Annotated in this window: 14 protein-coding genes; 5 read left to right on the forward strand and 9 right to left on the reverse strand. The window is 76.6% G+C overall.

Annotated features, from left to right (window positions below; translation table 11 throughout):
* Positions 1 to 16: 16 nt before the first annotated feature.
* Positions 17 to 484 (reverse strand): thioredoxin-dependent thiol peroxidase, encoded by a 468-nt coding sequence (gene bcp / locus PHY01_RS05250; RefSeq protein WP_141277381.1) that lies wholly within the window; start codon positions 482 to 484, stop codon positions 17 to 19.
* An 81-nt stretch (positions 485 to 565) separates the two neighbouring features.
* On the opposite strand from bcp, the gene PHY01_RS05255 reads away from it, so the two are divergent.
* A complete protein-coding gene (locus PHY01_RS05255) occupies positions 566 to 787 on the forward strand; it encodes a DUF3618 domain-containing protein (RefSeq protein ID WP_141277382.1) in 222 nt (73 codons plus the stop codon).
* On the opposite strand, the gene PHY01_RS05260 is transcribed toward PHY01_RS05255, so the two are convergent.
* The 4 genes from PHY01_RS05260 to PHY01_RS05275 form a co-directional block, all read right to left on the reverse strand.
* A complete protein-coding gene (locus PHY01_RS05260) occupies positions 784 to 1,977 on the reverse strand; it encodes an NAD(P)/FAD-dependent oxidoreductase (RefSeq protein WP_141277383.1) in 1,194 nt (397 codons plus the stop codon). The two genes, PHY01_RS05255 and PHY01_RS05260, sit on opposite strands and share 4 nt — an antisense overlap.
* Positions 1,978 to 2,004: 27 nt before the next feature.
* Positions 2,005 to 2,784, reverse strand: coding sequence for a SigB/SigF/SigG family RNA polymerase sigma factor (locus PHY01_RS05265; RefSeq protein ID WP_141277384.1), 780 nt, complete (start codon positions 2,782 to 2,784; stop codon positions 2,005 to 2,007).
* Positions 2,781 to 3,221, reverse strand: a complete 441-nt coding sequence (locus tag PHY01_RS05270; RefSeq protein ID WP_141277385.1) for an ATP-binding protein — start codon at positions 3,219 to 3,221, stop codon at positions 2,781 to 2,783. The genes PHY01_RS05265 and PHY01_RS05270 overlap by 4 nt, the downstream gene beginning before the upstream one ends.
* An 85-nt stretch (positions 3,222 to 3,306) precedes the next feature.
* Positions 3,307 to 3,699, reverse strand: coding sequence for an STAS domain-containing protein (locus PHY01_RS05275; protein WP_170183648.1), 393 nt, complete (start codon positions 3,697 to 3,699; stop codon positions 3,307 to 3,309).
* A 169-nt stretch (positions 3,700 to 3,868) separates the two neighbouring features.
* Between PHY01_RS05275 and PHY01_RS05280 the strand changes: the two genes are divergently transcribed.
* The 3 genes from PHY01_RS05280 to PHY01_RS05290 all read left to right on the forward strand — a co-directional run bounded on the left by PHY01_RS05280 (position 3,869) and on the right by PHY01_RS05290 (position 7,431).
* Positions 3,869 to 6,040, forward strand: coding sequence for a SpoIIE family protein phosphatase (locus PHY01_RS05280; protein ID WP_141277387.1), 2,172 nt, complete (start codon positions 3,869 to 3,871; stop codon positions 6,038 to 6,040).
* Between the two features lie 171 nt (positions 6,041 to 6,211).
* Entirely contained in the window at positions 6,212 to 6,823 is a 612-nt protein-coding gene (locus PHY01_RS05285; RefSeq protein ID WP_141277388.1) for a hypothetical protein, read from the forward strand.
* 107 nt (positions 6,824 to 6,930) lie between these two features.
* Positions 6,931 to 7,431: a Dps family protein gene (locus PHY01_RS05290; protein WP_141277389.1), complete on the forward strand. Its 501-nt coding sequence runs from the start codon at positions 6,931 to 6,933 to the stop codon at positions 7,429 to 7,431.
* 67 nt (positions 7,432 to 7,498) lie between these two features.
* On the opposite strand, the gene PHY01_RS05295 is transcribed toward PHY01_RS05290, so the two are convergent.
* The 4 genes from PHY01_RS05295 to selA form a co-directional block, all read right to left on the reverse strand.
* On the reverse strand, positions 7,499 to 7,792 hold the full coding sequence (locus PHY01_RS05295; protein ID WP_141277390.1) for a WhiB family transcriptional regulator: 294 nt from the start codon (positions 7,790 to 7,792) through the stop codon (positions 7,499 to 7,501).
* A gap of 132 nt (positions 7,793 to 7,924) precedes the next feature.
* Entirely contained in the window at positions 7,925 to 8,338 is a 414-nt protein-coding gene (locus tag PHY01_RS05300; RefSeq protein WP_141277391.1) for an STAS domain-containing protein, read from the reverse strand.
* A gap of 18 nt (positions 8,339 to 8,356) precedes the next feature.
* A complete protein-coding gene (gene selB / locus PHY01_RS05305; protein WP_141277392.1) occupies positions 8,357 to 10,135 on the reverse strand; it encodes a selenocysteine-specific translation elongation factor in 1,779 nt (592 codons plus the stop codon).
* Positions 10,123 to 11,430 (reverse strand): L-seryl-tRNA(Sec) selenium transferase, encoded by a 1,308-nt coding sequence (gene selA, locus PHY01_RS05310; protein ID WP_141277393.1) that lies wholly within the window; start codon positions 11,428 to 11,430, stop codon positions 10,123 to 10,125. Before selA ends, selB begins: the two co-directional genes overlap by 13 nt.
* A gap of 23 nt (positions 11,431 to 11,453) precedes the next feature.
* Between selA and selD the strand changes: the two genes are divergently transcribed.
* Positions 11,454 to 12,476, forward strand: a complete 1,023-nt coding sequence (selD, locus tag PHY01_RS05315) for a selenide, water dikinase SelD (protein WP_141277394.1) — start codon at positions 11,454 to 11,456, stop codon at positions 12,474 to 12,476.
* Positions 12,477 to 12,638: the final 162 nt, after the last annotated feature.

Raw genomic sequence — 12,638 nt, forward strand, 5'->3', positions numbered from 1 at the left:
TCGATGCGGGTGCGGATCAGACCTTGAGGTCCCGCCGCAGCTTGGCCACGTGCCCGGTGGCGCGGACGTTGTACTGGGCCACCTCGATCTTGCCGTCGGCGTCGACGACGAAGGTCGAGCGGATGACGCCGGTGACGGTCTTGCCGTACATCGTCTTCTCCCCGAACGCACCCCACGCCGTGAGCACGGAGCGGTCCTCGTCGGACAGCAGCGGGAACGTCAGGCCCTCCTTGTCGCGGAACTTCGCGAGCTTGGCCGGCTTGTCCGGGGAGATGCCGACGACGTCGAGGCCGGCGTCGCCGAGGTCGGCGAGGCTGTCGCGGAAGTCGCAGGCCTGCTTCGTGCAGCCGGGGGTGGCGGCGGCCGGGTAGAAGTAGACGACGACCCGGCGGCCGCGGTAGTCCGACAGCGACACGGGCTTGCCGTCGGCGTCGGGCAGGGTGAACTCCGGCGCAGCGTCACCGGGGGAGAGGCGGTTGGTCATGCGCGCGATCCTGGCACGGCCCCCCGACACCGTGTGATCTACGGTGGCCACCTGCACCGGCCGTACTACACAGGAGGCGTCGTGGCCCGCGACCCGGACACCATCCAGCGCGAGATCGAGAAGGCCAGGGACGCCCTCGCCGAGAGCCTCGACGCGCTCGGCGAGAAGGCGAGCCCGAAGCGGTTCGCCGACCAGGGCCGCGAGGCGGTCCAGGCCAAGCTGGCCGACCCCCGGATCAAGTACGGCCTGATGGCCGTCGGTGCGCTCGTGGGTCTGGCGATCCTGAGGAAGATGTTCCGCTAGCGCTGCGCGGCGGCCAGCTCGAGCGCCGCGGCCCGGTCGGCGCCGTCGGCCACCGGCGCCCGGAAGCGGGCGACGTGGCGCGCCGCCCCGAACCCCGCGACGGCGACGAGCCTGCCGCCGGCCAGGTAGCCGGCCACCGTGCCGCGCACCGCGCCGCCGTCGAGGCCCGCGCCGAGCAGGGGCAGCACCTCGTCGGCGCCGTCGGGATGGCCGACGAGCTGGATCTTGAGCCCGAACTGGTCGGACCAGAAATAGGGCACGGGCGGCGGCGGCGGCGCGACGCCGAGGATGTCGTGCGCCACCGCGGCGGCCTGGTCGCCCGCGCTGGTCCAGTGCTCCGTGCGGCGCCCGTCCCACGCGGCGACGTCGCCGACGGCCCAGACTCCCGGCAGACCGTGCACGCGGCCGGTGGGCCCGCAGGGCAACCCGTCGGTGACGTCGAGGTCGCGGCCGTCGGCGATCCAGTCCAGCCGCGGAACCCCCCCGACGCCGACGACCAGCACGTCGGCGGAGAGCTCGGTGCCGTCGGCGAGCGCGACGCCCGCCCCGGTGAACCCGGTGAGCGCGGTGCCGGTGCGCAGGTCGACCCCGGCCTCGCTCATCAACCGCCCGGCGAGACCGCCCAGCACCGGGCCCAGCGCCCGCTCGGCGGGCACGGCGGCGGCCTCCAGCACGGTGACGGCCAGGCCGTGCCCGACGGCCGCGCTCGCGACCTCCGCCCCGATGAACCCCCCGCCGACGACGAGCAGCGACGACGCGCCGTCCAGGGCCGCGCGCAGGGCCAGGGAGTCGTCGAGGGTGCGCAGGGTGAACGCCGAGGCGGGCTGGCCGGGCAGCATGCGCGCCTCCACCCCGGTGGCGACGACGGCGGCGTCACCGTGCAGTGACGACCCGTCGGCCAGCTCCAGCGCGATCGTGCCGCGCTCGCCGTGGCGCAGCGCGACGGCGGGGGTGCCCAGGTGCGCCCGGACGCCCAGCTCGGCGAGCGCGCCCGCGTCGCGCAGGGTGGCCCGATCCGGCTCCCACGCCCCGGTGAGGACCTGCTTGGACAGCGGCGGGCGGTCGTAGGGCGGGTGCGGCTCCGCCCCGACGAGGCTGATCCGGCCCTGGTGGCCCGCCGCGCGCAGCCGCTCCGCCGTCCGCAGGCCGCCCAGCCCCGCCCCCACCACCAGCACGTGCTCGGGTTGCATGGGTTCATCCAAACCCATGCGACCCGGTCAACCCACGCGGGTCTCGGGATCCAGCCGGCTGCGCAGCCGGTCGAGGGTCTGGGAGAGCAGCCGGGAGACGTGCATCTGGGAGATCCCCACCTCCTCGGCGATCTGGGTCTGCGTGCGGTTGCCGAAGAACCGCAGCAGCACGATCGTGCGTTCCCGCTCGGGCAGCTCGCTCATCACCGGCCGCAGGGCCTGCATGACGTCGACGCGGTCGAGCTCGGCGTCGGCCTCGCCGACCAGCTCGCCGACGGTGGCGCTGCCGGCGTCGGAGGACAGCATCTCGTCGAGGGAGGAGCTGCGGTAGACCTCCGAGGCCTCCAGGCCCTCCAGCACGTCGGAGACGGGGATGCCGAGGTGCTGGGCGATCTCGGTGGGCCGGGGCGCGCGCCCGATCTCCTGGGCCAGGTGCGACACCGCGCCGTTGATCGACACGTGCAGGTCCTTGAGCCGCCGCGGCACCCGCATCGACCAGCCGAGGTCGCGGAAGTGGCGCCGCACCTCGCCGCTGATGGTGGGCACGGCGAAGGAGAAGAAGTCCGTCCCGCGGTCGGGGGAGAAGCGGTCGACGGCGTTGATCAGCCCCACGGTGGCGACCTGGACGAGGTCGTCGAGGGGCTCGCCGCGGTGCGCGAAGCGCCGGGCGATGTGCTGGGCCACGGGGAGGTAGCCGGTGACCAGCTCGTCCCGCAGGCGTTCGCGTGCGGGATCGTCCTCGGCCAGTGCGGCGTAGCGTTCGAGCAGGGGGACCAGATGGCCGTACTCGGTGTCGCCCCTGGTCACCGGGGTGGGTCGCCGGCGAGCTTGTCCAGTCGGATGCCCACCGTCGGACGCCCGCCGTCGGCGGTGGGGGCGGCCAGGACGTCGACCTCGTCGGCGAGGGTCTGCAGGACCCGCCAGCCGAAGGTGTCGGTGGAGACCGTCGCGGCCGGCTCGTCGACCTCGACCTCCACACGCACCTCGATGCCGTCGACGCGGACGTGGAAGGTGCAGCGCAGCGCCGAGCGCGGCGCGGCGACGTCGACGAGCGTGGCGCACGCCTCGTCGACGGCCATCCGCAGGTCGGAGATGGCGTCGAGGTCGAAGTCGGCCCGCGCGGCGAGGTCGGAGGCGACGGCCCGGATGGTCGGGATGAGCGCCGCGCTGGCCGAGGTCCGGACCTCCACGGTGGACACCCCGTCGAGCGTCTCGGCGGGGTGGGGGGAGTCCAGATCGGACACGCTGCCGGTCTCCTTCCGGGTCGGGCGCGGGGACGTGCGGGGCCATCTTGCTACCCCGGACGGGGGAGATCAATCGAGGCGCGGCTCAATCGTCGCAGGCGAGGCCTGCGGAGGCGCGATCGGTGTACATGTCGAACAGCTGGTCGGTGCCGGTGATCTCCAGCGGGCGCCGCACCTGGCGGCCGGAGACGACCAGTCGGAGCCGCCGTCCGGAGCGGTCGGCCCGGTGGGCGGCCTGGATGAGCACTGCGAGCCCGCTGGAGGCGAGGAAGGTGATGCCGGTGAGGTCGGCCACCAGCGTGCCGTCGGTGGCGCCGACCAGCGTGTCGAGCGCCACCTCGAGGTGCGGGGCGGTGACGGTGTCGATCTCACCGGCGACGGTGAGCAGCGCGGTACCCGACTGCGGGCGGGTGAGGGCGGTGACGATCGCCTGCGCGGCGGCGTCGTCGCCGGTCGCTGACGGAATCGTGTCGAACACTGCGGGACCTCCACGCACAGGGGAAGAACGGTCCGCGGGCAGGGGCGCGGACGGCGCGCCGGTCGGGCCGGCGCGCGGCGGCGGCTGTGCACTCAACCGCTCTCGGGTACGACCCTACCGTCGGCGGTCGCGGCAGGCGCGCGCTGGCGACGTCTCCTAAAGTGTCGCCGTGACCGATGTCTCCGCGGCGGTCGGCCTCGCGGCCGCCGACCTGCCGCACGTCCTGCACGGCGCCCCGGCCGCCGTCCTGATGATCGACCTGGCCAGCCGCGAGGTCGTCTACGCCAACGCCGCGGCCATCGAGCTGACCGGCGACCGGGTGGCCCTGCCCGTCGACGTCGACGCCTGGGGTGACGCGGCCGGGCTCACCGACCTCGGTGGCATGCGGATGAGCGACACGACCTCGCCGCTGTCGCTGGTGGCGGCCGGGGTGCCCGTCGCCGGGGAGCCGGTGGCGGTGCACGACGCCGCCCGGCGCGGGTCCACCGTCACGGCCGAGCAGCGCGACGCGAGCGAGGGCCGGCTGCTGTGGGTCACCGGGTTCGGCCTCGCCGGGGCGGGCCCGGTCCCGGAGGGGGCCGGGCTGGAGACCCGGGCCCTGGTGGTGTTCCTGCAGATCTCCGGCACCGAGCACGGCGACCGCAGGCGCCTGGAGGTGCTGCGCGACCGGGCCGTCGTCGCCACCGAGATGTCGTTCACGATCACCGACCCGCGCCTGCCCGACGACCCGCTGGTCTGGGTCAACCCCTCCTTCACCCGGCTCACCGGCTACTCCTTCGAGGAGGTGGTGGGCCGCAACTGCCGGCTGCTGCAGGGCCCCAACACCGACCGGGCCACCGTCGAGCGGATCGCCGACGCGCTGCGCCGCCGCGAGCCGTTCACCTCGCTGCTGCTCAACTACCGCAAGGACGGGTCGGCGTACTGGAACCAGGTCTCGATCTCCCCGGTCTTCGACGGGTCGGGTGAGCTGGTCAACTTCGTCGGCGTGCAGAACGACGTCACCGAGCGGGTGACGGTGGAGCAGGAGCGCGCCACGGCGCTGGCCGACGCGGAGTCCAGCCGCAGCCAGCTGCGCCTGCTCGCCGAGGCCACCACGCAGATGACCGAGGCCCTCGACGTCGCCGACGCCTGCGCGCGGCTGGCCCGCATCGTGGTGCCGCAGCTGGCGGACCTGTGCGCGATCGACCTGCTCGACCGGCCGGGCGTCGCCGCCCCGACGCGGCTGGCCGTCGCCGCCCGCGACGTCGCCGACGAGGACCGGCTGCGCCTGCTGGGCGAGCTGCGGGGCTACCGCGCCGGCGCGTCCAGCGACACCGGCCGGGTGCTCGCGGGCGACCTCCCGCAGCTGATCGCGGAGCTGCCCGACACCGGGGCCGAGCGGCACCCCGGCGACCCGGAGGCCGCCCGCGTGTACGACGCGCTGCGGCTGCGCTCGGCGATGGTGGTGCCGATCCGGGCGCGCGGGCGGGTGCTCGGCACGCTGACGCTGCTCACCCAGCTGCCCTACGGCCGCCGCTACGGCTCGCGCGACCTGCACCTGGCCACCGACCTGGCCGGACGCGCCGGTCTGACGGTCGACAACGCCCGGCTCTACGAGGTGGAGCACGCCGCGGCGGCCACGCTGCAGCGCAGCCTGCTGCCGGTGGTGCCCGAGGTCGACGGGCTGCAGGTGGCGGCGCGCTACCTCGTCGGCGCCGACGGCAACCAGGTCGGCGGCGACTGGTACGACGTGCTGCCGCTGCCCGACGGCGCCGTCGGCATCGCGGTGGGCGACGTCGTCGGGCACGACCTCGCGGCGGCCGCCGCGATGGGGCAGCTGCGCGGTGTCGTCCGCTCCTACGCCTGGGAGGGTCGCGGCCCCGGCTCGGTCCTCGACCGCTGCGACCAGCTGGTGCAGGGCCTGGAGATGGCCGCCATGGCCACCGCGTTCTACGCCCGCATCGAGGCGCCCGACGCCGACGGCGTGCGGGTGGTCCGCTACGCCAACGCCGGGCACCCGGCACCGCTGCTGCTGGCGCCCGACGGCTCGCTGCGCCGCCTCGACGAGCAGCGGTCGCCGATGATCGGCGCGGTGCCGCTGTTCGGGCACGCCGCGGGCGGCGCGCGGGCGGTCGAGGACCTGCGGTGCCCGCGCGGCTCGGTCCTGCTGCTCTACACCGACGGGCTCACCGACGTGGCGGGCCACGACGCCGACGAGCGCACCCGGCTGCTGGAGGACACCGTCGCGGCACAGCCGGCGGGGGTCGCCGCGGAGGACCTCGTCGAGCGGGTGCTGGCCGCGTGCGCGCCCACCCGCCTGACGGACGACGTGGCGCTGCTGGCGGTCCGGATCACCGGCTGAGGCCGGGGCACCGGCCGGGCGACCGGCCGCTCGGAGATCGTTCCGGGCCGCTGGGCGTATGTACCCGTGCATGATGCGGGGACCGTCGCCGGGACACGGTTGACTCGGCGCGGTAGAGCTGATCCGCGCCCGTCCCGGAGCGTGTCGACGGCCGGGGCGAGGGGGCAGTGGATGGTCGCGGTTCCGGCGGGCGCGCTGCCGTCGCCCGAGGCTCCGGCGGCGGCCGGGCGGTCCGTCCGGCCGGTCACCGAGCGGCGCCTCGTCGCCGTCTCGGTGTGCACCGTGGAGCTGCTGCGGCCGGGGTCCGATCTCGTGCGCCTGCTCGAGGGCGGCCGGTCGATCGACCTGCTGGTCGCCTGCGACGACGACCCGGTGGGCGGCCCGGCCCCGGTCGGGGTGCTGGGCGTCGGCGACGCGGTGCTGCTCGACGACGGCGCGACCGACCTCGACGACGAGGACGGCGACTGGGACGACGAGGACGGCGGCGACGCGCTGCGGGCCCGCGTCGCCGAGCTCGGGCTCCCCGGCCTGACGGTGCACCGGCTGGGCCTGCGCTCCCCGCTGGGGCCCGGTGCCGAGGACGACCTGGTGGCGGCGCTGAGCGAGCTGGTCGGGTTCGACCCGGAGCCGGGGGTCTACCTGCTGGGACCGCAGGTCGACGCGGTGCGCGCGGGCGTCGACCGGGTGGTCGTCGACCGGGCGGTGCAACGCATCGCGCAGGTCTACGGCATCCCGCTGCTGCGCTACCGCTGCCACGAGCTGACGGTCGTCGACCCGGGCTGAGGCGCCCGCCACGTCGGCGGCCGCGGTGGAATGGCGGGTCCGGACGACCCGTTGGAACGGGTGAGTACCGAACCGACTGCGCCACCACCACCCCTGGAGGTCCCGTCATGGCCGCATCCCCGGCCCACCCCATCCCCAGCACCCTCGACGACGCCGCCCGCGACGTCACCGGCGCCGCGCTGCAGGCCACGCTGGTCGACCTGGTCGACCTGGCGCTGGTCGCGAAGCAGGCGCACTGGAACCTGGTCGGCCGCCAGTTCCACGACGTCCACCTGCACCTCGACGAGCTCGTCGACACCGCCCGCACGTTCTCCGACACCGTCGCCGAGCGGGCCGCGGCCGTCGGCGTGTCCCCGGACGGCCGCACGGTCACCGTCGCCGCCACCACCGGCATCGCCACGCCGGTGGCGGGCTGGGTGCGCGACCGCGACGTCATCGCGCAGGTGTTCGAGGCGCTCGACGGCGTCGTGGCGCGGCTGCGCCCGCGCATCGAGGAGACCGGCAAGACCGACCCGGTCACCGAGGACCTGTTCATCGGCATCGTCGCGGAGCTGGAGAAGGCCCGCTGGATGTGGCAGGCCCAGAACATCGGCTACCAGGGCGCCTGAGCCGGACACGGAAGAACGGGCCCACCCCCCGCGGGTGGGCCCGTCCTCGTCTGCGGTGACCGGGCGGTCAGCTGGCCAGCGGGACCCCGCGGCGTTCGAGGATGACGCGGCGCTCGGCCTCGGCCAGCCCGCCCCACACGCCGAACGGCTCGCGCGTCTCCAGCGCGAACTCCCGGCACATGTCGATGACGGGGCACCGGTGGCAGACCTCCTTGGCCTGCGCGGTGCGCCGGGCGCGCGACGGGTTCCGCTCGCCGTCCGGGTGGAAGAAGCTGGCGCTGTCCATGCCACGGCACGAGCCGAGGCGCTGCCACTGCCAGGCGTGGTCCATCGGACCGGGGAGCCGGGAAACGTCGCTCATCGCGAAAGTCACCTCATCATGCGTCCGTGCCCGGAACTGCCGGGCGATCGGAGCACTGATTCCCGATCCGGCGGTCGACCAAACGCGGTAAGCCGTCCGGTGTGACGTGAATCACCCCGGCCCGGGGTGCTCTCAGGTGGCGGCGAGCGCGGCGTCGAGGGTGTCGTGGATGTCGAACAGCGGCACCAGCCCGGCGATGGTGAGCGGGCGCAGGACCCGCCGGGCGGTGCACGCGAGCCGCAGCTCGACGCCCGCGGCGTGGGCCGCCTCGCGCACCTCGATCAGCGCGGCGAGGCCGCTGGTGCCCAGGAACGTGACGCCGTCGAGCACGAGGACGACCAGCTCCACGCCGCTGTCGGGGGCGAACCGGTCGAGCACCGCCGCCCGGAGCTGCGGGGAGGTGAGCATGTCGACCTCGCCGCCGACCTCGATCACGACCTGGCCGGTGCCGGCGGGCCGGACCTCCAGGCTGATCTGGTCGTCCGTGTCACCGCCACGACGGGTCGGGGCGGGGTCGGGGGTCGGGGTCTCACGCGTCTCGGACATCGACCGACACGGTAGGGCTCAGGGGGGCCCGGTGCCACCCGGGGCGCGCAGGCGGTGGCCCCCGTCGGCGGTGCGGACCGTCCGGCCGGTACGCGCGAGGTGCTCCAGCATCGGCAGTGCGACGCGCCGGCTGGTGCCCAGCGCCTGCCGGGCCTGGCTCGCGGTGAACTCCGCGGGCAGCCCGGACAGGGCCCGCACCGCACGGTCGTCGGCCCCGGCCAGGAGGACCACCCCGTCGGCCAGGCGCAGCAGCTCGCCCGCGCGCACCAGCGACGCCACCTCCCGCGGTCCCAGACCCAGGCCGGCCAGCCGTGCCGCGTCGGGAGCGGCGAACGGCGCCCGCGCGAGGTCCGCGCGCAGGGCCTCCAGCGCGGTGACGACGGCGGGCGTCAGCCCGGCGGCGGCCGTACGCACCACCCGCCCGTCCCGGTGGGCGAGCCCGGGCGCTCCGGGCAGCACGGCGTCGACGAGCCGGGCGTCGGGCAGGCCCGCCGCGCGCCGGGCGGCCTCGGTGGGCAGGCCGGGGTCGAGCGGGTCGGCCCGGTCGTGGGCGTCGACGGCGGCGGCGAGGTCGCGCGCGGCCGCGGCGGCCCGCTGCGGGTCGATCAGCCAGCCGCCGGGGGCGGGGCCGAGCCCGTCGACGGGCACCCCCATCGCGGCCAGCTCGGCGCGCCGCACGACGCCGCGGCGGCGCAGCTCGGCGGCCGGGTCGGGCCGGTCGCCCATCGCGGCCAGCTCGCCGGCCCGGGCGGCGGCCGCGCCGCGGCGCCGCAGCTCCGGCGGGCGGACGTCGAGCACGGTGGCGCCGGCGTGCACCCGGCGGCGGCCGGGGTCGCGCAGCACGGCCCGGTCGCCGACCCGCAGCGGCAGCGGCTCGCGCAGGTGCAGCCGGGCGGTGTCGGGGCCCAGCGGGCGGACCCGGACGGTGACGGCCGCGGAGCCCACGTGCAGCGTCAGCTCGCGCGGCGGCTCCCCGCCGCCGGGCCGCAGCCGGACGTCGACGGTGCCGGTCGCCAGCCACGCGCCGGGGGTCAGCAGGGCGTCGCCGCGGGTGAGGGCCTCGCGCGGCACGCCGCGCAGGTTGACCGCCACCCGGCTCACCCCGCCCGCCTCCCCGACGGGCGCGCCGAGGCTCTGCAGCCCGCGCACCGACACCCGCCGCCCGCCCGCGGTCTCCAGCTCGTCGCCGACGCGCAGCCGGCCCGCCGGCAGCGTGCCGGTGACGACGGTGCCCGCGCCGTGCACGGTGAAGCAGCGGTCGACCCACAGCCGGACGTCGGCGGCGTCGTCCGGGGCGGGCAGGCGCCGCGCCAGCGCGCCCAGCTCGGCGCGCAGGGCGTCGATCCCGGCGCCGGTGCGGGCCGACACCGCGACGGCCGGGACCGCCTCCAGGGGCGTGCCGCGCAGGTGCGCGCGGGCGTCGTCGAGGGCGAGGTCGGGCTCCAGGAGGTCGGTGCGGGTGATCACCAGCAGGCCGTCGCGGACGCCGAGGGCGACCAGGGCGTCGAGGTGCTCGGCGGACTGCGGCATCCATCCCTCGTCGGCGGCGACGACCAGCAGCACACCCGGCACCGGCCCCACCCCGGCGAGCATGGTGGTGACGAACCGCTCGTGGCCCGGCACGTCGACGAAGGCGACGGTGCCCGCGGCACCCAGGTCGGTCCAGGCGAAGCCGAGGTCGATGGTCATGCCGCGGCGGCGCTCCTCGGCGAAGCGGTCGGGCTCCATCCCGGTCAGGGTGCGGACCAGCGTCGACTTGCCGTGGTCGACGTGCCCGGCGGTGGCTAGGACCTGCACGGCGCGCGGGTGATCGCCTCGACCAGGGTGTCGTCGGACGAGGGGGGCACGGCGCGCAGGTCGAGCAGGCACCGGCCGTGCTCCAGACGCCCCAGCACGGCGGGCCGCCCGGCGCGCAGGGCCGCGGCGTAGGGCTCGGGCAGCGACACCGCGGCGCTGGGCAGCGTGACGCCCGGTGCGCCGCCGCCGCCGACGGTGGACACGCTGTCGACCACGGCCGCGTCGATCCCGGGCAGGCGCGCCAGGACCGCCCGCGCCCGGGCCCGCAGCGTGGCCGGGTCGGCGTCGAGCGCGGCGCGGGTGGGCGGCACCGGCCCGCGCAGGGTGGCCTCGAACGCGGCGAGGGTGAGCTTGTCGACGCGCATCGCGCGGGCCAGCGGATGGCGCCGGATGCGGGCGACGAGCCCGGCCCCCTCCCCGGGCCCCCCGAGCAGCAGCCCGGCCTGCGGGCCGCCGAGCAGCTTGTCGCCGGACGCGGTGACCAGCGCGGCGCCCTGCGCCAGGGTGGTGGCGGCGTCCGGCTCGTCGGGGAGCAGGGGGTGCGGGGCGAGCAGCCCGGAGCCGATGTCGGCGACGACCGGCACCCCGAGCCCGGTGAGCTCGTCGACGGCACACGAGCGGGTGAACCCGGTGACCACGAAGTTGGACGGGTGCACCTTCAGCACGAACGCGGTGGCGTCGGTGACGGCGTCGGCGTAGTCGGCCGGGGTGACGCGGTTGGTGGTGCCGACCTCGCGCAGCCGCGCGCCGGTGGCCGTCAGCAGGTCGGGGATGCGGAAGCCGGCGCCGATCTCCACCAGCTCCCCGCGCGCGACGACGATCTCGCGCCCGCCCCCGGCGAGGGCGGCGGCGACCATCGCGATCGCCGCGGCCCCGTTGTTGAGCAGGTGCGCCGCGGCCGCCCCGGGCACGGCGGCGAGCAGGGCGTCGGTGGCGGCGACACCGCGGGCGCCGCGCCCGCCCGTCGCCAGGTCGAGCTCGACGTCGCAGGTGCCCGCGGCCACGTCGAGGGCGGCCCGCGCCGCGGCGGAGAGCGGCGCGCGGCCCAGGTTGGTGTGCAGCAGCACCCCGGTGGCGTTGACGACCGGCGTCAGCGCCGTCGGGGTGGCGGGCAGGGCGGCGAGCGCGGTGGCGGCGACGTCGGCCGGGTCGATGTCGCCGACCCGCGCCCGGCCCTGCGCGGCCACCACGGCCTGCTTCACCAGCGACCGCCCCAGCCGCCGCGCCGCCTCGGCGACGGCGGGCTGGGCGAGCACGGCGTCGGTCCGCGGCACCAGGCGTCGCACGTCGGTCACGTCCGTCAGCCTAGGGTCCTCCCATGCCGAGCCGCCGACTCACCGAGTTCAGCCACGGGGCCGGGTGCGGGTGCAAGCTCGGCCCGGGGCACCTGGCCGAGATCCTGGGTGCCCTCACCCCGTCGGGAGCGCCGGAGCTGCTCGTCGGCACCGAGACCGGTGACGACGCCGCGGTCTGGCGCCTCGACGCCGACCGCGCGCTCGTCGCGACGACCGACTTCTTCACCCCCGTCGTCGACGACGCCCGCACCTGGGGCCGGATCGCGGCACAGAACGCGGTGTCCGACGTCTGGGCGATGGGCGGGCGGCCGCTGTTCGCGCTGAACATCGTGGCCTGGCCGCGGGACGAGCTGCCGATGGCACTGCTCGGCGAGGTGCTGGCCGGCGGCGCGGAGATCGGGGCGGAGAGCGGGTTCGCCGTCGTGGGCGGGCACAGCGTCGACGACCCGGAGCCCAAGTACGGCCTCGCCGTCGTCGGGGAGGTGCACCCCGACCGCGTCCTCACCAACACCGGCCTGCGCCCCGGCGACGCGCTGGTGCTCACCAAGGCGCTCGGCATCGGCATCGCCACGACGGCGATCAAGGCCGGCACGGTGCCCCCGGGCCTCGCCGAGGCGGCGGTCGCGTCGATGACGCGCAGCAACGGCCCCGCCGCGGCCGCCGCGCTCACCGCGGGCGCCACCGGCTGCACCGACGTCACCGGGTTCGGGCTGCTCGGGCACCTGTCCAAGATGGCCGCGGCGTCGGGCGTCGACGCGGAGATCGACGTCGCCGCCGTCCCGTTCCTCGACGGCGTGCGCGCGCTGGCGCAGGCCGGCACCGTCCCGGGTGGCTCGCGGCGCAACCGCGACTGGGTGGCCCCCGGCGTCGACGCGGGGCGCTTCGGCGAGGTCGACCTCCTGCTGCTCGCCGACGCCCAGACCTCCGGCGGCCTGCTGTTCGGCGCCGCCCCGGAGCGGGCGGCGGAGGCGGTCGCCGAGCTCGGCCCGCCCGCCGCGGTGATCGGCACCGTCCGCGCGGGCACGGGCCGCATCACCCTCCACTGACCCCCGCGAGTCGGGAGATCCGTGCGACCGAGACCGCCGCCGGGTGCGTGCGCACGGAGGGCCCGACTCGGTCGCAGGAATGTCCCGACTCGCGGGGGTCAGGCGTAGCTGCGCGGCGCGGCGGCCGAGGCGACCGGCACCGGCCGGTGCTCCAGGCGGGGG

This window comes from Pseudonocardia hydrocarbonoxydans (assembly GCF_006539565.1).
Taxonomy (GTDB): Bacteria; Actinomycetota; Actinomycetes; order Mycobacteriales; family Pseudonocardiaceae; genus Pseudonocardia; species Pseudonocardia hydrocarbonoxydans.